Here is a 17,862-nt window from a genome sequence, read left to right on the forward strand (position 1 = left end):
GACAGTGAAGAGAGGAGGCGGGATGCTCGACGTCGACAAGCTGACGCTGCTGCGCGAGGTCGCCGTGCACGGCGGCATCTCGGCGGCCGCGCAGGCGCTGCGCACGACGCCGTCGAACGTGTCGCAGCAGCTGCGCCGCCTCGAGGGCGCGCTCGGGATCGCGCTGCTCGAGGCGCGCGGCCGCGGCGTCAGGCTCACCCCGGCCGCAGAGGCGCTCGTGCGCCGCACCGAGGACGTGCTCGCCATCCTCGAGGAGGCCGAGGCGGAGCTCGCCGAGCAGCGGACGGGCCGCGGCGGCGGGCCGTCGGGCGCGCGCGAGGTGCGTCTCGTCGGGTTCCACTCCTTCGCCGTCGGGCTGCTCGGCGATGTCGTCGCCCGGCTCGGCCGGAGCGCCCCGGGCCTCCGCCTCGTCTTCGAGGAGCGGGAGCCCGAGGGCGCCCTCGCCGAGGTGCTGGCGCGGCGCGCCGACATCGCCGTGGTCGACGAGTACGCGGGGTACCCGCGGCCGCCCGCGGCCGGGATCGTGCGGATCGGGATCGGGCACGAGCCCGTCGTGCCGTACCTGCCCGCGGGCTCCGGCGCCGCGGCCGAGCTCGACTGGGCGATGGAGCCCGAGTCGAGCGACGCGGCGCGCTGGGCGCTCGGGCTGTGCCGGAGCGCAGGCTTCGAGCCGCGGGTGCGCTACGTCTCGCCGGATCCCTCCGTGCACCGGCGCCTGCTCGAGCTCGGCCACGCCGCGGCCTTCCTGCCCGCCACCGCGGCGGCGGGGCTCCCCCGCCGCGTGCGCGCCGCGCCGGATCTCCCCGGGGGCTGCACCGCGAGCACGCCCTGGTGCTGCGCCGCGGCACGGAGCGGTCCGCGGCGAACACGGCGTGCCGCGCCGCGATCGCGGCGGCGTTCGGGGCCGCGATCGCCGCTCACGACGCCGTGTAGCCGCCGTCGGCGGGCAGCACCGCTCCCGTGATGTACCCGGACTCGGGGGAGGCGAGGAAGACGGCGGCGCCCGCGATGTCCTCCGGCTGCGCGAGCCGGGCGAGCGGGACGCGCGCCGAGACCTCCGCCTCCGCGGCCTCGGGGTCGGGCTGCTCGGCGAGCCAGGCCGCGATGAGCGGCGTGCGCGTCATGCCGGGCGCGACCGCGTTGACGCGCACGCCGCTCGGCGCGAGCTCGACCGCCGCGGCCACGGTGAAGGCGTTGAGCGCTCCCTTGCTCGCCGCGTAGCCGCTCACGCCCGGCATGCCGACGGCCGCGAGACGGGAGCTGATGTTGACGATCGCGGTGCTGCGCCGCTCGCCCGCGGCCCCGCGCCCGCCGGCCGCCGCGCCGAGGCGCGGCGCGAGGGCGCGGGTGAGCAGCATGTGCGACACGGTGTTGAGCGCGAAGGTCTCGAGCAGCGAGTCGCGTTCGAGCTCCGCGATACGGTCGTTGTGGCGCCGGCCGACGTTGTTGACGAGCGCCGTGAGCGGCTCCGCCTCCCAGTCGACCGCGCCCGCGTCGCCGAGCGCGTCGAGCTCCGCCACGACCGCGTGGGCCGCGTCGGGGCGCGCGTGGTCGATCGCGATGCCGCGGATCCCCGAGCCGAGGCCCCGCTCGGGGACCGTGCGCCCCGTCACGACGACGCCGAAGCCGCGCGCGACGAGCCCGCGGGCGATCGCGAGCCCGATCCCGGACGTCCCGCCCGTCACCAGGGCGGTGCCGAGACCCCGGCCGCTCATGCCGCCGCCTCTCCGAACAGGCCCGCCGCGTCGTGCGTGGGCGCGCCGCCGACGGCGGTGGCGAGCACCTCGATCCGGCCGATCCGTCCCGGGTCGACCCGCGTGGGGTCGTCCGAGAGCACCGCGAGGTCCGCGAGGTAGCCGGGGGCGAGACGCCCCTTGCGCCCGCCCCAGCCGGTCGCCTCGGCCGAGCCGACCGTGTAGGCGCGCAGCGCCTCGGCCGCCGTGAGCCGTTCATCCGCCCCGTAGACCCAGCCCGAGTCCGTGAGACGCTCGACGGCCGCCTGCATCACGGCGAGCGGGCGCCCCGGTGCGACGGGGCGGTCCGAGCTCCCCGCGACCGGGAGCCCGGCGCGCACCAGGCTCGCGAGCCGGAACGATGCGGCGGCGCGCGCGTCCCCGATGTATCCCCGGAACCCGTCGCCGTAGGCGCGCAGGAAGTACGGCTGCGCCACGATCGGCACCCCGAGCCGCGCGAGCTCCGCGAGTTGGGTGTCGGTCACGACGCCGCCGTGCTCGATGCGGTGCGGCAGCGGCGGCCGCACGCCCTCCGCCTCGAGCTCGCGCAGGATCCCGATCGCGAGCCCAACGGCCTCGTCGCCGACCGCGTGCATCGCGAGCGCCCAGCCGGCGCGGGCCGCGGCGAGCGCGCGGCCGCGCATCTCCTCGACGTCTCCCTGGAAGTAGCCGTGGTTGCCCGGGTGGTTGCAGTACCCCTCCGACATGCGCGCGGTGTTGCCGAGGATGGAGCCGTCGAGGAACATCTTGACGGGCCCGAGTTGCAGCCGCTCGTCGCCGAGCCCGCTGCGGAGCCCGCCGGGGAGCCCGCGGAACGTCTCCGCGCCGAGCGGGACGTCCCTGAGGACGTCGCCCACGAGCATCGGCTGCATGCGGGTGCGCAGCAGGCCGCGCTCGAGCGCCGTCTGATAGGCCGCGAACTCCTGGGCGCTGTGCCCGATCCAGCCGCCGCCGATGCCGGCGTCCGTCACGCTCGTGAGCCCCTCCGCCGCGTAGACGGCCCCCGCGGCGGCGAGCGCGGCGACGATCCGGTCCTGCGACGCCGGCAGCAGGCGCGACTGCACGAGTTCCATCGCGGACTCCTCGAGCAGGCCCGTCGGCCGGCCCGCGTCGTCGAGGACGACGAGGCCCCCGTCGAAGCGCTCCGTCCCGTCGATGCCGAGCAGCGCCATGCCCCGTCCGCTGACGATGCAGGAGTGGCCCGAGGTGTGCTTGACCCAGACCGGTCGCCCGCCGGCGGCCCGGTCGAGGGCCGCGGCGTCGGGGTAGACGCCCCCGGTGTCCATCTGGTTGTATCCGGACGCCACGATCCACGCATCGGGATCGGCCTCCGGCTCGGACCGCCCCCGCTCGGCGGCGCGCGCGATCCGCTCGTAGAGCTCGTCGAGCCCGGCGCAGGCCGAGAGGTCCGTCTCCAGCAGCGTGTGGCCGAACCAGACGGAGTGCGCGTGCGCGTCGTTGAAGCCGGGCACGACGACCGCGCCGCCGGCATCGACGGTGCGCGCGGCCACGAGCCCGGCGCAGTCGTCCCCGAGCGCGACCACGCGCCCGTGCAGCACCGCGAGCCGGTCGCTCGCGGGCCGCTCCTCGTCCTGCGTGAGGATCCTCGCGTGCTCGATGATGCAGTCGACGCGCATGCGTCCTCCTTCCGTGCGGGGCGCGGCGGCTCCGCCGCGCCCCGGCTCCGCTCAGGCGGGGCGGGCGACCGCCTCGCCCGGCGCGGGGATGCGCTCGCCGACCGCGACGACGCCGACCGGTGCGGTGCGGATCGAGACGCCCGTGGTGTCCTTCATGGCGAGCGCCGCGACGAGGCCGACGACGCACGCGGCCATCATGTAGACCGCCGGCCACAGGATGAACCCGGTGGACTCGATGAGCGCCTCGTTCACCATCGGAGCGGTGCCGCCGAAGATCGCCGTCGCCACGTTGTAGGTGATCGCGAAGCCCGCGTACCGCACGTGCGTCGGGAAGAACGCGGGGAAGGTCGCGGAGATGGTGGCCAGCTGCGGGATGTAGAGGAGCCCGAGCAGCACGAATGCGACGATGGCCCAGCCGAGTCCCTGCCCCATGAGCAGGTAGAGGGGGATCGCGCAGACGAAGAGCCCGACGAGCGAGAAGATCCACATCGGCTTGCGGCGGAGCCGATCGGAGAGCCCGCCGCAGAACGGCACGCAGAGCATCATCCCGAACTGCCCGATGAACATCACGACGAGGACGACGGTCGGGTCGATGCCGACGCTGTGCTCGAGATAGGTGGGCATGTAGGTGAGGAGCGTGTAGTTGACGACGTTGAGGGCGATGACGAGCCCCGACATGATGAGCATCGCCTTCCAGTAGTGGGTGAAGAGCTCCTTCCACACGCCGCGCTGCACGCCCTCCTTCGCCGCCTGCGCGTTCTGCTCCTCCTGCTCCTGGAACACGGGCGTGTCCTCGAGCTTGCTCCGCAGATAGAAGCCGATGAGGCCGAGCGGGCCGGCGATGAGGAACGGGATGCGCCAGCCCCACTCCCCCATGATCTCGGTGCCGAGCGCGAGGCTCACGAGCAGCACGATCAGGGAGCCGAGCGCGAATCCGCCGAGCGTGCCGGTCTCGAGGAAGCTGCCGTAGAAGCCGCGCTTCTTGTCCGGCGCGTACTCGGCCATGAACGTCGCCGCTCCCCCGTACTCGCCGCCGGTCGAGAAGCCCTGGACCATGCGCAGCAGGATGAGCAGCGCCGGGGCCCACATCCCGATCGCGTCGTGGTTGGGGAGGCAGCCGATGAGGAACGTCGACGCCGCCATCATGAGGATCGTGAGCGCGAGCACCCCCTTGCGGCCGATCCGGTCGCCGAGCGGGCCCCAGAACATGCCGCCGAGCGGGCGGACGAGGAAGGAGAGGGCGAAGGTGGCGAGCGTCCAGACGGTCCCGGTGCCCGTGTCGGACGGGAAGAAGTTGAGGGTGATGTAGGTGGCCGCGACGGCGTAGACGCCGTAGTCGAACCATTCGATCGCGTTGCCCATTGCGGAGGCGGCGACCGCCTTGCGGATCGTCTTCGGGTCGACGTCCGTCGTCCGGGCCGGGCCCGCGGCGCTGGGGGCTGGCAGTTCGGTCATGGGTTTCTCCAGTTCCTCGGTGTTCTGCGTTCCTGGTGTTCCTGGTGGTGGGGTGGTGGTGGGGTTCGGTCGTCCGACGCGCGTGCGCTCCGGGCTCAGGATCCGGTGCGCTCGAAGAGCGCGCCCATCGCGGGCACGGGGAGCTCCCGGCCCGCGAGCCTGAGCCCCTGCCAGAGCGTGACCTGGTTCGCCGTGAGCACGGGCTTGCCGAGCGCCCGCTCCAAGCGCTCGATGAGCCGGGCGGTGTGCATCGCGGTGTCGGGGAGGAGGACGACCTCGGCCTCCTCCGGGTTGTTGCTCGCGGCGAGCGCGACGACGCCGTCGTCGTCCAGCTCGCCGGCGAGCGCGGCGGTCACGATGTCGTGGCTGACGAGCGACACGACCGCGATCCCGGCGTCCTCCAGCAGCGTGCGGAAGTGCCGCGCGACGTCCTCCGGATAGGTCGCGGCGATGGCCACGCGCGCGACGCCCAGCGCGCGGATCGCGTCGACGAAGGCGAGCGAGGTCGAGGAGGCGGGGATGCCGAGCGCCGCACCGACCTCTGCCGCCTGGGTGCGGGCGCCCTCGAGCCCGAACACGAAGCTGCCGGAGGTGCACGCCCAGAGCACGGCGTCGGGCCGGTCGGCTCGGAGCGCCTCGGCCCCTGCGAGCAGCCGGTCGCTCCGGCCGAGATCGAGCAGCGCATCGACCTCGTGGGCGTCGACGCCCACGGAGGTGTGGATGAGCTTCAAGGTGACGTCCTCCGGCATCAGCGACTGCATGTAGGGGTAGTCATCCTCCGCACCGTACCCGGGGTAGAGGAATCCGATGGTCGACATATCGATCCTTTCGTGCTGGGCTCGAGGTGGCAACGAGGCCGTCGGCGATTCGCATATCTTCGGACAGTAGGATTGTTGACAATGATGCACGGCCCGACCTAGCCTGTCAATCGATTCCCTCGGAACCGGTGCGGCGCCGCCCGCGACGCGGCCGACCCGGGGGCCACGACGCCACATCACGAAGGAGTGCCATGACCCGCTACATCACCATCACCCTCGTCGAGCGCGGCGTGAGCTGCCGCGCGCGGCTGCTCGACGACGCGGCCCCGCGCACCGCCGACGCGGTCTGGGACGCGCTCCCCCAGGAGGGCCAGGTCTACCACGGCAAGTACGCGCGCAACGAGATCTACAACCTCGTTCCGGCGTTCGCCTCCGAGGAGCCCGGCCCCGAGAACACCACCATCACCCCGATCCCGCGCGACGTCTGCTACTTCAGCTTCACGGGGTCGGAGCTCGGCGCGCCAGGCTACGGCTACCGCACGGGCGAAGGCGGGGACACCGGCGACCGCATCGTCGACCTCGCCGTGTTCTACGGCCGGAACAACCTGCTCATCAACGGCGACCGCGGCTGGATCCCCGGCAACGTCTTCGCCGAGATCGAGGACGGTTTCGGGGAGTTCGCCGCGGCATGCCAGGATCTCTGGATGAACGGGGCGGCGGGCGAGACGCTGCGCTACGAGCGCGCGGAGTAGCCCGGCGGGTCGACGAGCGCCTGCCCGGGTCCGTTCGCGCGCCGCCCCATGCGCGCGAGCGCGGCCCACATCGTGGCCTGATTCGCGGTGACGATCGGCTTGCCGAGCTCCCGCTCCAACGGCGCGATGAGGGCGTACGTCGGCAGGTTCGTGCAGCTCACCACGATCGCCTGCGCGTCCGGGCGATCCGCCTGGCGGATCAGCTCGGCCGTGCGGGCGTACGGCACGTTCCAGATCTCGCGGTCGAGGCCGAGGGCGGCGTTCACGACCGGTTCGATCCCGTGCTCCCGCAGGTACACGTCGAGCAGCGCGGAGAGCTCGGGAAGGTACGGCGTCGCCACCGCGACGCGCGCCGCCCCGAGCGCCCGGAGCGCTTCGACGATCGCACCCGAGGCGGTGATCGCCCCGTCGGCGCCGGCGGCGAGCATCGCGGCCCGGATGGCCGCGTCGCCCGCCCGCCCGCCGACGAAGCTCGCCGAGGTGCAGGCGTAGGCGACGACGCGCGCCCGCCCGGCGGTGACGCTGCGCACCCCCTCGGGCACCGCGGCGCCGCGCGTGAGCTCGCGCGCGAAGTCGACGGTCACCGCGGTGCCGACCGCCGGGGTGCGGGTCATCAGCAGATCGACGTCCGGCGGCAGCCACCGCCACAGCTCGCGATCGAGCTCCAGATCGAACGGCGCGACGATCCCGAGCGCCTCCCGCTTCGCGGGCCGGCCCCGCAGCTCCCCCAACTCGACCATCTCGTTCCCCTTCGCTCATCATCCGGTAGGATTGTCAACATTCCTACCATCTAGAGTGCGACTCGGGAGGCCGAATGTCCAGTACGAACTCCGAAGGCGCTGACGGCCTCGCCCGCATCGCGCCGCTGCTGCCGCCGCCGCCCCGGCCGGCTGCGAACTACGTCCCCGTGCGGGAGGCCGGCGGTCTGCTGTGCGTCGCGGGGCAGACCCCGCACGTCGACGGGCGACTGCGGCTGCGCGGCATCGTCGGCGACGGCGTCGCACCCGAGGAGGCGCGGCTCCTCGCCCGCGATGCGGCGCTCGGCGCCGTGTCGGCGCTCCGAGCCCACCTCGGCGATCTGCGGGAGGTGGCCGGCATCGTCTCGGTCACCGGCTACGTCGCCTGCACCCCGGCGTTCGCGCGCCAGCCCTGGGTGATCGACGGCGCGTCCGAACTCTTCATCGAGGCGTTCGGAGCGGCCGGTCGCCACGCCCGCGCCGCGGTCGGCGTCGCCGCGCTCCCCGACGGGGCCCCGGTCGAGGTGAGCGTGATCGCCCTACGGCGATAGCGCGCCCGGCGCCCCCTCGCGCGCGTCGGCGAGGCGCGCGACGATAGCCTCGACCGCGCGATCCATGTGCGCCGCGAGCAGGACGTGCAGTCGCGGCACATCGCCCGATCGGATGGCGGCGGCGATCCCCCGATGCTCGGCGATGCGCGCGGGGGCCGGATACACGGGACCGTCGAGCGCGCGCTGGCACATCCGCGACTCGGCCGCGAGCGTCGCGTGCATCCGGTCGAGCCGGGGGCTCCGCGCCGCCGCGACCATGCACTCGTGGAATTCGATGTCGAGATCCACGGCGGCGGACTCCGAGGCATCGCCCCGCACCGCGGCCTCGAGCCGGTCGCTCAGCGCATCGAGGGCATCGGCGAGCTCCGGCCCGGCTCCCAGCACCTCGATCACCTTGAGACAGGCGGCGCGCTCGATCGCGAGACGGGCGGTGTAGATGTCGAACACCTCGTCGGGTCCGAACTCGGCGACGAAGACCCCGCGATTGGGGCGGCTCACGAGCAGCCCCTCCTGCGCGAGCCGCTGCAGCGCCTCGCGGAGGATCCCTCGGCTCACCCCGAAGCTCCGGGCGAGATCGACCTCGATGAGCTGCTGCCCGGGGCGGAACACGCCGCCGGAGATGAGCTCGCGGAGCTTGCGCGCGACGAGCGCCGCGGTCGACTCGGGCCGCACGGGAGCGAACTCGACCATCCCAGCCCCCTCCGCTCCGCGGGACCCGCCGGGACGCCGGCGGGCCGCGCGCCGTCCGCCTGATCGGCGGACCCCTGCACCCGACCCCCGCATTCTACGCGAGCCGCCGGGGGATGACGAAAGCGGGCGCGGATCCCCGGAGGATCCGCGCCCGCTCGGCGCTCCGCCCGTCACCGGACGGCGTCGCCGCGTCCTACCAGGACGACTTCGTGATGCCGGGCAGCTCGCCGCGGTGCGCCATGTCGCGGAAGCGCACACGGGAGACGCCGTACTTCGACAGGACGCCGCGGGGACGCCCGTCGATGACGTCGCGGCTGCGCACGCGCACCGGCGAGGCGTTGCGGGGGAGCTTCTGCAGGGCCACGCGGGCGGCCTCGCGGCTCTCGTCGGTCCCGTTGGGGTCGACGAGGGCCTTCTTCAGCTCGAGGCGCTTCTCGGCGTAGCGGGCGACGATGGCCTGACGCTGCTTGTTCTTCGCGATCATGCTCTTCTTGGCCATGATTAACGCTCCTCTCGGAAGTCGACGTGCTTGCGGACCACCGGATCGTACTTCTTGAGCACGAGGCGGTCGGGGGTGTTGCGACGGTTCTTCTTCGTCACGTAGGTGAACCCGGTGCCCGCCGTCGAGCGGAGCTTGATGATCGGACGTACGTCCTTGTCCTTCGCCATTAGAACTTCACCCCGCGCTTCTGGAGATCGGCGACCACGGCGTCGATGCCGCGGGCATCGATCACCTTGATGCCCTTGGCCGACAGGGTGAGGGTCACCTTGCGGCCGAGCGAGGGCACGAAGTAGGTCTTCTTCTGGATGTTCGGATCGAACCGGCGCTTGGTGCGACGGTGCGAGTGCGAGATGTTGTGACCGAAGCCGGGAACGGCGCCGGTCACCTGGCACACTGCTGCCATGGTGGTTCCTCTCATACCGTGGAGCCGGACGACCCCACCCAAGATTTCTTGTCTGCAGGCCCCCGGATCGATGTTCCGGATCGGGGTCCCGCGGTCCGTGCGCTGGGACTGCGCACAGCCAAAGATCGAGCTTAGACCACCCCGGGCGTTCTGGCAAGCCGCGGACGGGCGTACGCTGGACGGGTGATCGAGACGCCCCGGCCCGCCGCCCTCCGCTACGTCGCGATCGGCGACAGCTTCACGGAGGGCGTCGGCGACGAACGGCCGGACGGCTCGGTGCGGGGCTGGGCCGACCTCGTCGCCCAGGGGCTCGCCGACGCGACGGGCGCCCCCGTGCAGTACGCGAACCTCGCGATCCGCGGCCGGCTCCTGGCGCCCATCATCGCGGAGCAGCTCGAGCCCGCCCTCGCGCTCGGCCCCACCCTCGTGAGCTTCAACGGCGGCGGCAACGACATGCTCCGGCCCGGCACCGACATCGCGTGGATCGCCGCGCAGACGGAGCGCGCACTCCGCCGCATCCAGGAGGCGGGCGCGGAGCCCCTGCTGCTCGCGGGGGCGAACCCCACGGGCGGGCTCCCGAGCGGGGCGCGGGTCCGCGCGAAGGGCGACGCGCTCGTCGCGGCGGCGCGCGGGATCGTCGAGCGGCTCGGCATCGGCGCCTTCGCAGACAACTGGAACGACGCCGAGCTCGCGGGCCGGCAGTACTGGTCGCACGACCGCCTGCACCTGGCGGCCGTGGGGCATCATCGCGTCGCCGCCAACGTGCTGCGCGCCCTCGGGCACCCACAGCCGCGCGACTGGATCGTCGATGCCGAACCGATCGCGGCCCCGACGCTGCGCGAGCAGCTGCGCTACTCCCGCGAGCACGTGCTGCCGTGGGTCGGCCGCCGTCTCACCGGGCGCTCGAGCGGCGACGGACGCACCGCGAAGCACCCCGCCTGGGTGACGGTCGTCCCGCGGCGCTGAGGCGGGCGCCGCGGCGGGCCATCCCTCCGGAGGATTCGGGGTTCCCGGAATCCTCCCGGGGGATGAGCGGAAATGGTACCCCGGCACGATGCGGACCCCGCACCGCGGGGGGAAGACTGGAGCGACGCGACCTCGTCCGGTCCGCGCTTCCCCGTCCGCGCGCCGGCCGGCGACTCCCGCCAGGGAGGCCCGACGCCGCCGCGCCCGCCCGAAAGGCGCCATGTCCCTCCTCACCCGCACGAGCCTCAAGAACCGCCTCATCGTGGGCCTCACGACCCTCGCGGTCGCCGTCCTCGGCATCGTCTCCATGGGGGCGCTCAAGCAGGAGCTCATGCCGTCGATGCAGGTGCCGATGGCGTACGTCGCGGCCGGCTCCTCCGGGCTCGCGCCCGAGGAGATGGCGACGGCCGTTACGGAGCCGGTCGAGCAGGCGCTGCGGGCCATCCCCGGCGTGACGAGCGTCACGTCGACCACCACGAGCGGGAGTGCGCAGATCCTCGTCGAGTGGCCGTTCGGCGGCGATGACGAGGAGACGCTGCGCACGATCCGCTCCGCCGTGGACGGACTGCGCTCCGCGCTCCCCTCGGGCACCGAGACCCAGGTCGTCTCCGGCGGGGCGGACGACATGCCCGCGATGGTGCTCAGCGCGGGATCGAGCGACGCGGGCGAGGCGTTCGGCGACGCGCTCGAGCAGACGGTCGTGCCCGCGCTGCAGGCCGTGCCGGGGGTGCGCACCGTCGAGCTCGCCGGCCAGGCGGAGCAGCGGATCTCGATCGCCCTGCTCCCGGCCGACCTGCAGCGGCTCGACGTCGATCCCGCGGCGATCGGGCCGGTGCTCCAGGCGCACGGAGCGGCGCTGCCCGCCGGGCAGGCCGCGTCGGAGGACGGGCCCATCCCCGTCACCGTGGGCACCGGCCTCGCCTCGGTGGAGGACATCGCCGCACTGCCCCTCCCGACCGCCGACGGCGTCGTGCGCATCCAGGACGTCGCCGACGTCACGGCCGACACGGTCCCGGCCGAGGCGCTCTCGCGCGTCAACGGCAAGCCCGCGCTCACGCTGCAGATCACCCCGACGCAGGGCGCCAACGTCGTCGACATCTCCCACGCGGTGCACGCGGAGCTCGACCGGCTCGCACCCGTGCTCGACGCCGAGTTCGTCACGATCTTCGACCAGGCCCCTTTCATCGAGCAGTCGATCCACGACCTCTCGGTCGAGGGCGGGCTCGGGCTCCTGTTCGCGGTGCTCGTCATCCTCGCCTTCCTCTGGTCGTGGCGCTCGACCATCATCGCGGCGGTGTCGATCCCGCTCTCGCTGCTCATCACCCTCATCGGGCTGTGGTGGAGCGGCAACACCCTGAACATCCTCACCCTCGCCGCGCTCACGATCGCGATCGGCCGCGTCGTGGACGACTCCATCGTCGTCATCGAGAACATCAGCAGGCGCCGCGGGAGCGGTCCGCTCACCACGGCCGGGGTCGTGGCCTCCGTGCGGCAGGTCGCGGGCGCCATCACCGCCTCCACGCTGACCACGGTCGCCGTGTTCCTCCCCATCGCCTTCGTCTCGGGCATCGCGGGCCAGCTCTTCCGGCCCTTCGCGATCACCGTCTCGCTCGCGCTCGTCGCGTCGCTCGTGGTCGCGCTCACCATCGTCCCGGTGCTCGCCTACTGGTTCCTGCGGAACGCCCCCGCCCCGCGGCGCGACGCGGCGGGCGGAGAGGAGTCGCCCGATCCCGAGCCCGCAGAACTCGCGGAGCACACCGAGCCCGCGGAGCACGCAGAACTCGCGGAGCACACCGAGCTCGCGGAGCACGGCGAACTCGCGGAGCTCGACACCGCGCCCGACCGCCTGCAGCGCGCCTGCATGCCGGCGCTGCGCGCCACCCGCAGGCACCCCGTCATCACGCTCGTGACCTCGGGGGCGCTGCTCGTCGCGACGCTCGCCATGACGGCGTTCCTGCAGACCGACTTCCTCGGCTCGTCGGGCCAGGAGACGCTGCGGCTCACCCAGGCGCCGCCCGCGGAGGCCGCCGACGATCTCGTCGCCGCGGCGGAGCCCGTGGAGGCCGCGCTCGCGGAGATCCCCGGGATCGCCGACGTCATGACCTCGATCCCCGTGCCGACCCCCGGCACCCCGACCGAGATCGGGTACGACCTGCAGCTCGACGAGGGGGCCGAGGCCGCGACGGTGGAGGCGGCCGTCGAGCGCGCCATCGACGGGCTCCCCGACGCGGGCGAACTCGCGCTGGCCTCGCAGGACGCCTTCACCGCAGGCACGGGGGAGGGCATCGCGCTCCAGATCGCGGGCAACGACCCCGCGGCGCTGCGCACGGCGAGCGAGCAGCTCGAGGAGCAGCTCGGGGAGGCCGACGGGGTGCGCTCGGTGCGCAGCGAGCTGACGGGCGAGCAGCCCGTGCTGCGCGTCGCCGTCGACGAGGCGGAGGCGACCCGCCTGGGCTTCGACCGCGCGACGATCGCCGCCGCCGTGCAGCACGCGCTCGCCGGGGAGACCGTCGGCACGCTCATGTTCGAGGGGCGCGAGCGGGACATCGTGCTGCGCACCCCGGGCGCGGAGCGGACGGCCGACCGGCTCGGGGAGATCCTCCTCCCGGTGACGGCGCAGCAGACCGCCGCGGCCCAGAAGGCGGCCGCCGACGCGCTCGAGGAGCGCGCCAAGGCCCAGGCCGCCGAGGCGCAGGCCGGCGCCGAGAACGAGCTCGCCGGGCAGCTCGCCGAGGCCTCGCAGCAGCGCGCCGAGCTCGCGGCCCAGATCGGAGCGCTGAACGAGCAGCTCGCGGCGCTCGTGCAGGCCCCCGTCGTCCCCGAGGAGCCGCGCAGCCCCGAGGAGGATGCGATGCTCCGCGCGCAGCAGGAGCGCGCCGAGCAGATCGCCGCGCTGCAGGGCGCGCTGGAGGGCGCCCAGTCGGGCGTCGCCGGCATGGACGAGCAGATCGCGGCGCTGCAGCAGGCGCAGCGCGACGCCGCGGAGCAGGCCGCCGAGGCGGAGGCCGCGGAGGCGGAGCAGCGCGCCGCCGCCGAGGTGACGGGCACCGCGATCCCGCTCTCGGCCATCGCGCAGGTCACGGAGGAGCTCACGGCCCCCACCATCACCCGCGCCGACGGCGAGCGCCAGGTCACCCTCACCGTGACGCCGGAGGACGGGCGCCTCACCGAGGCGAGCCTCGCGATCGACGAGGCGATCGCGACGGCCGAACTGCCCGCGGGCGTGACCTTCGAGCAGGGCGGCGCGGCCGCCGAGCAGGACGAGGCGTTCGGGCAGCTGGGCACGGCGATGCTCGCGGCCATCATGCTCGTGCTGCTCGTCATGGTCGCGACGTTCCGCAGCTTCCGGGGTCCGCTGATCCTGCTCATCTCGGTCCCGTTCGCCGCGACCGGCGCGATCCTCGGCCTCCTCGCGACCGGTACGGCCCTCGGGCTCCCCGCGCTCATCGGCCTCCTCATGCTCATCGGCATCGTGGTGACGAACGCGATCGTGCTCATGGACCTCATGAACCGCCTGCGCGAGGCGGGCGCCACGCTCGCCGAGGCCGTCGAGCACGGCACCCGGCTGCGACTGCGGCCGATCCTCATGACCGCGGCGGCGACGGTGTTCGCCCTCGTGCCCATGGCGCTCGGGCTCACCGGCGGCGGGGTCTTCATCTCCCAGCCGCTCGCCATCGTCGTGATCGGCGGGCTCGTGTCGTCGACGCTGCTCACGCTGATCCTCGTGCCGATCCTCTACACCCTCGTGGAGCGGCGGCACGAGCGACGGCTCGCGAAGCGGGCCGAACGTCGCGCGCGGCGGGCGGGTACCGGCGGCGCCGGGCTCCGCTCCGAGCCCATCGCCGAGGCCGCCGCGGAGGCCAGGGACGCCCAGCAGGGCTTCGCCGAGGATCGACGGCGCGCGGGAGCCGAACGGCGCGCGGCCCGCGCGGAGCGCCGCCGCCTCGCGGCCGAGCACCGGGCCGAGCGCCGTGCCGAGCGCCGTGCCGCGCGGCGCGCCGGACGGGACGCGCCCGATCCCGAGCCCGGGGAGTGAACGGCTACGCCGCGGTCTTCAGCCCCGACCCGGTGAGGACGAGGATCGCGGTCTCCCCCGCCCCGATGTCGCCCGACGCGCGCAGCTCGGCGAGACCCGCCGCGGCCGTCGCGCTCGTCGGCTCGACGTAGAGGCCGCGGGCGGCGAGGGCGGCGTGCGCCGCGCGGATGCCCGCCTCGGAGACGGCCACCGTGCCGCCCGCGCTCTCCCGGACCGCGTCGAGCATGTCGCGCAGGCGCAGCGGCCGGGCGATCGCGGTGCCCTCGGCGACGGTCGGCAGCACCGGCCGCGGGGCCGCTCCGGGGGCGCGATGCGCGGCGTCGAGCGGCGAGCAGTGCAGCGGCTGCGCGGCGTAGAGCCGCGGCAGCCGCGAGATCCTCCCGGAGCGCAGCAGCTCGCCGAAGCCGATGGCGCAGCCGAGCAGGCTGCTCCCCGCGCCGACGGGCAGCACGACGCAGTCGGGGGCGCGGCGGCCGAGATCCTCCCAGATCTCATAGGCCAACAACTTCGTCCCCTCGAGGAAGAACGCCTGCCAATTGTGACTCGCGTAGCATCCCTCGCCGCGCTCGGCCGCGGCGATCGCGGCCGCCTGCGCCGCCTCCCTCGGACCGTCCACGAGTTCGATGCGCGCGCCGTGCGCCCGGGCCTGCACGAGCTTCGCCGGCGAGGTCGATGCCGGTGCGAACACCGCGGCCCGCATCCCTCCCGCCGCGGCGTAGGCCGCGACCGCGGCGCCGCCGTTGCCCGAGGAGTCCTCGATGACGGCGTCGACCCCCTGGGCGCGCAGCACGGACAGCATGACGCTCGCCCCGCGATCCTTGAAGCTCCCCGTCGGCGAGCACCACTCGAGCTTGCCGAGCACGCCGGCCCCCGCCCAGGGCAGCGGCACGAGCGGGGTGCCGCCCTCGCCGAGGGAGATCGGCTCGGGCACCTCGACCGGCAGGGCGGCGCGGTAGCGCCAGACGCCGCGCGCACCGGTCTCGGGCTCGCCGGAGCCGAGTCCGGCGTGCGGCGTGATGCGGAGCGGACCCCGCGCGGCGCCGCCCGCCTCCGGACCGCCGGCGGCCGGGTCCCCGCGCCATCGCGGCACGGCGAGCGGGTAGCGGCGCCCGTCCGCCGGGTCGACGTAGGCCGGGGTCACGCCCGCCTGGCGGCCGCCATGCGGGCGGCCCGGCGGCCGATCCACGACACCGTGAGGTTGATGGCCAGGTAGATGGCGACGGCGACCACCCAGAAGGTGAACATGTAGCCGTTGCCGTAGAAGTTCGAGGCGTTCTTCACGGTCGACGCGAGCTCGGGGTACGCCACGATGTAGCCGAGCGAGGTGTCCTTCAGCAGCACGACCATCTGCGCGATGATGATCGGCAGCATCTGGGTGAAGGCCTGCGGGAACTCGATCATGAGCCGGGTGCGCACGGGCGTGAGCCCGATGGACAGGCCGGCCTCCCGCTGGCCCGTGTTCAGCGCCACGATGCCGGCCCGCAGCGCCTCGCCGATGATCGCCCCGTTGTAGACGATGAGCGCGATGACGACGGCCCAGAAGGCGCCGGTCGCTGCCACGAGGAGGATGAAGAGCATCATGAGCAGCACGGGCATGCCGCGGAAGAACTCGAGCACGACGGTCACCGGCACCCGGATCCAGGCGCGCTCCGCGAGCCGGCCGAAGGCGAAGAGCATGCCGACGAGCATCGCGCCGACCATGGCGGTGAAGGCGGCCCTGAGCGTGTTCCAGACGCCCGACACGATGTAGCGCCACACCTCGCCGTAGGCGAGCACGTCCCAGCGGCTGGGCGAGAACATGCCGGGCGTCTCGTTGCCGTTGACGGCGACCTGCGGCTGCGCGAGTCGCCACACCACCCAGCCGAGTAGCGCGACGAGGGCGATCACGCCGACGACGGAGATGACGCGGGAGCGCGCGCGGGCCCGCGGCCCCGGGGCGTCGTACAGGACGTTGGCCTGGGTCATCGCAGCACCCGCACCTTCTTCTCGATCTGCCCGGCGATGAGGCCGAGCGGGATGGTGATCAGCAGGTAGAAGCAGGCGACGCCGACGAGGATGGGGATGACGGCCTGCCCGTTGGCGTTGGTGAGCTGACGCGCGGTGGCGAAGAGCTCCACGACGAAGAAGCCGCCGGCCACCGAGGTGTTCTTCGTGAGGGCGATGAAGACGTTGATGAGCGGAGGCACGACCATCCGCAGCGCCTGCGGCAGCACGATGAGCGTGAGGGTCTGCCCGAAGGGCAGGCCGATCGAGCGCGCGGCCTCGGCCTGCCCGACCGGCACGCCGTTGATGCCGCTGCGCAGGGCCTCGGCGACGAATGGCGAGGTGTAGATAGCGAGGCCGATCGAGGCGAGCACCACGTACGGCGGCTTGTCCGGCACGATCATCGGCAGCACGAACACCATGAAGAACAGCAGCAGCGTGAGCGGAGTGTTGCGGAAGAGCTCCGTGTAGACCGTCGCGAAGGCGCGCAGCGAGGCGATCGGCGAGATCCGCATGATCGCCACGAGCACCCCGAGCACGAGCGCGCCGAGGCCGCCGAAGAGCAGCAGCCTCAGGGTCATCAGGAACCCGGCGGCGATGTCGCCGGCGTTCGCGAGCAGGACGTCCACGCGGGATCCCTTCGTCGGGGCGGTCCCCCGGGGCCGTGCGGCCCCGGGGGTCGATGGGCGCCGGATCGTCGCCGATCCGGCGCGGGGTCAGTACCGGTCGATCGTCGGCGGCTCGGGCGTCGACAGCACCTTGCCGGCGGTGCTCTCCCACGCAGCGGCCCACGCGCCGTCCTCGAAGGACGCCTCGAGGGTGTCGTTGATGAAGTCGCGGAACTCCTGGTCGTCCTTCTTCAGGCCGATGCCGTAGGGCTCCTCCGTGAACGGGTTCTCCACGACCTCGAACTCGCCCGGGTTCTGGTCGGCGAGCCCCGCGAGGATCACGTTGTCGGTGGAGACCGCGACGACCTCGCCCGAGCGCAGCGGCTCGAGGCAGTTCGAGTAGGTGTCGGTGGCGAGCACCTCGACGCCGGCGTCCTTGAGGTTCTGCTCGGAGGTGGAGCCCGTCACCGAGCACACCTTCTGGCCTGCGACATCGTCGATGCCCTCGATGCCCTCGGGGTTGCCGGTGAGCACGAGGAGATCCTGACCCGCGATGTAGTAGGGCCCGCCGAAGTCGATGACCTCCTTGCGCTCGTCGTTGATCGTGTAAGTCGCGACGACGATGTCGACCTCGCCGTTCTGGATGAAGGGCTCGCGGTTCGCCGACACGGCCTCCTTCCACTCGATCTGGTCCTCGGACAGGCCGAGCTTCGCCGCGATGAGCTTGCCCATCTCGACATCGAAGCCCTCGGGCTCGTTCGTGGTGGGATTCATGAGGCCGAACAGGGGCTGATCGAACTTCGTGCCGATGGTGATCTTGCCCGCTTCGCTGAGCTTCGCCATCGTGGTGCCCTCGTCGAACGTGACGTCCTCGACGGGCGCGGAGGTCTCCTCCCCGCCGCCCGCGTCGTTCGGGGAGCCCGATGCGCAGGCCGTGAGCGCGAGGGCGCCGACGGCCGCGATGACTGCCGCGTACTGGGTGATTCGCATGGAGTGCCTGCCTTCTCTTCGATGAGTCCGGCGGTGCCGGAGCGTGGTCGGTCGCGCCTCC

The 17,862-nt window shown here is 73.4% G+C and carries 18 protein-coding genes; 5 read left to right on the forward strand and 13 right to left on the reverse strand.

Features of this window, described 5'->3' with window-relative positions; genetic code table 11:
* The first annotated feature begins 22 nt into the window (after positions 1-22).
* The gene (locus tag MUN78_RS14800) at positions 23-964 is read left to right on the forward strand and encodes a LysR family transcriptional regulator (RefSeq protein WP_244727462.1); all 942 of its coding nucleotides are present in this window, start codon (positions 23-25) and stop codon (positions 962-964) included.
* On the opposite strand, the gene MUN78_RS14805 is transcribed toward MUN78_RS14800, so the two are convergent.
* From MUN78_RS14805 to MUN78_RS14820, 4 genes are all read right to left on the reverse strand, one after another.
* A complete protein-coding gene (locus MUN78_RS14805) occupies positions 918-1,715 on the reverse strand; it encodes an SDR family NAD(P)-dependent oxidoreductase (protein ID WP_244727464.1) in 798 nt (265 codons plus the stop codon). The genes MUN78_RS14800 and MUN78_RS14805 overlap by 47 nt on opposite strands.
* The gene (locus tag MUN78_RS14810; protein WP_244727466.1) at positions 1,712-3,370 is read right to left on the reverse strand and encodes an amidohydrolase; all 1,659 of its coding nucleotides are present in this window, start codon (positions 3,368-3,370) and stop codon (positions 1,712-1,714) included. Before MUN78_RS14810 ends, MUN78_RS14805 begins: the two co-directional genes overlap by 4 nt.
* A 51-nt stretch (positions 3,371-3,421) precedes the next feature.
* On the reverse strand, positions 3,422-4,825 hold the full coding sequence (locus MUN78_RS14815; RefSeq protein WP_244691975.1) for an MFS transporter: 1,404 nt from the start codon (positions 4,823-4,825) through the stop codon (positions 3,422-3,424).
* A gap of 95 nt (positions 4,826-4,920) precedes the next feature.
* Positions 4,921-5,643, reverse strand: a complete 723-nt coding sequence (locus tag MUN78_RS14820; RefSeq protein WP_244691976.1) for a maleate cis-trans isomerase family protein — start codon at positions 5,641-5,643, stop codon at positions 4,921-4,923.
* A gap of 191 nt (positions 5,644-5,834) precedes the next feature.
* On the opposite strand from MUN78_RS14820, the gene MUN78_RS14825 reads away from it, so the two are divergent.
* Positions 5,835-6,335 carry a DUF3830 family protein gene (locus MUN78_RS14825; protein ID WP_244727467.1) on the forward strand — a complete coding sequence of 167 codons (501 nt, stop codon included), beginning with the start codon at positions 5,835-5,837 and terminating at the stop codon, positions 6,333-6,335.
* On the opposite strand, the gene MUN78_RS14830 is transcribed toward MUN78_RS14825, so the two are convergent.
* The gene (locus MUN78_RS14830; RefSeq protein ID WP_244727469.1) at positions 6,317-7,075 is read right to left on the reverse strand and encodes a maleate cis-trans isomerase family protein; all 759 of its coding nucleotides are present in this window, start codon (positions 7,073-7,075) and stop codon (positions 6,317-6,319) included. The genes MUN78_RS14825 and MUN78_RS14830 overlap by 19 nt on opposite strands.
* A 74-nt stretch (positions 7,076-7,149) precedes the next feature.
* Here MUN78_RS14830 and MUN78_RS14835 point away from each other — a divergent pair, with 74 nt between their 5' ends.
* Entirely contained in the window at positions 7,150-7,623 is a 474-nt protein-coding gene (locus MUN78_RS14835) for a RidA family protein (RefSeq protein WP_244727471.1), read from the forward strand.
* On the opposite strand, the gene MUN78_RS14840 is transcribed toward MUN78_RS14835, so the two are convergent.
* The 4 genes from MUN78_RS14840 to rpmB form a co-directional block, all read right to left on the reverse strand.
* Positions 7,612-8,313, reverse strand: a complete 702-nt coding sequence (locus MUN78_RS14840) for a GntR family transcriptional regulator (protein WP_244727472.1) — start codon at positions 8,311-8,313, stop codon at positions 7,612-7,614. The two genes, MUN78_RS14835 and MUN78_RS14840, sit on opposite strands and share 12 nt — an antisense overlap.
* A gap of 193 nt (positions 8,314-8,506) precedes the next feature.
* Positions 8,507-8,812: a 30S ribosomal protein S14 gene (rpsN, locus tag MUN78_RS14845; protein WP_244691985.1), complete on the reverse strand. Its 306-nt coding sequence runs from the start codon at positions 8,810-8,812 to the stop codon at positions 8,507-8,509.
* Positions 8,813-8,814: 2 nt separating this feature from the next.
* Entirely contained in the window at positions 8,815-8,982 is a 168-nt protein-coding gene (gene rpmG, locus MUN78_RS14850) for a 50S ribosomal protein L33 (RefSeq protein WP_025134216.1), read from the reverse strand.
* Positions 8,982-9,218 (reverse strand): 50S ribosomal protein L28, encoded by a 237-nt coding sequence (gene rpmB, locus MUN78_RS14855; RefSeq protein WP_119074738.1) that lies wholly within the window; start codon positions 9,216-9,218, stop codon positions 8,982-8,984. Before rpmB ends, rpmG begins: the two co-directional genes overlap by 1 nt.
* A gap of 183 nt (positions 9,219-9,401) precedes the next feature.
* Between rpmB and MUN78_RS14860 the strand changes: the two genes are divergently transcribed.
* Positions 9,402-10,184, forward strand: coding sequence for an SGNH/GDSL hydrolase family protein (locus tag MUN78_RS14860; protein ID WP_244727474.1), 783 nt, complete (start codon positions 9,402-9,404; stop codon positions 10,182-10,184).
* A 220-nt stretch (positions 10,185-10,404) separates the two neighbouring features.
* Complete coding sequence (locus tag MUN78_RS14865) at positions 10,405-14,220, forward strand: efflux RND transporter permease subunit (protein ID WP_244727476.1); 3,816 nt, start codon at positions 10,405-10,407, stop codon at positions 14,218-14,220.
* Positions 14,221-14,224: 4 nt separating this feature from the next.
* On the opposite strand, the gene MUN78_RS14870 is transcribed toward MUN78_RS14865, so the two are convergent.
* The 4 genes from MUN78_RS14870 to MUN78_RS14885 all read right to left on the reverse strand — a co-directional run bounded on the left by MUN78_RS14870 (position 14,225) and on the right by MUN78_RS14885 (position 17,801).
* Positions 14,225-15,361 carry a pyridoxal-phosphate dependent enzyme gene (locus tag MUN78_RS14870; protein ID WP_244727478.1) on the reverse strand — a complete coding sequence of 379 codons (1,137 nt, stop codon included), beginning with the start codon at positions 15,359-15,361 and terminating at the stop codon, positions 14,225-14,227.
* Positions 15,358-16,185, reverse strand: coding sequence for an amino acid ABC transporter permease (locus tag MUN78_RS14875; protein ID WP_244727480.1), 828 nt, complete (start codon positions 16,183-16,185; stop codon positions 15,358-15,360). The genes MUN78_RS14870 and MUN78_RS14875 overlap by 4 nt, the downstream gene beginning before the upstream one ends.
* Positions 16,182-16,832 (reverse strand): amino acid ABC transporter permease, encoded by a 651-nt coding sequence (locus tag MUN78_RS14880; protein WP_429951059.1) that lies wholly within the window; start codon positions 16,830-16,832, stop codon positions 16,182-16,184. The genes MUN78_RS14875 and MUN78_RS14880 overlap by 4 nt, the downstream gene beginning before the upstream one ends.
* Before the next feature lie 87 nt (positions 16,833-16,919).
* Positions 16,920-17,801, reverse strand: a complete 882-nt coding sequence (locus tag MUN78_RS14885) for a glutamate ABC transporter substrate-binding protein (RefSeq protein WP_244691994.1) — start codon at positions 17,799-17,801, stop codon at positions 16,920-16,922.
* Positions 17,802-17,862 lie beyond the last annotated feature (61 nt).

This window comes from Leucobacter allii, from assembly GCF_022919155.1.
In the GTDB taxonomy this organism is placed as follows: Bacteria; Actinomycetota; Actinomycetes; order Actinomycetales; family Microbacteriaceae; genus Leucobacter; species Leucobacter allii.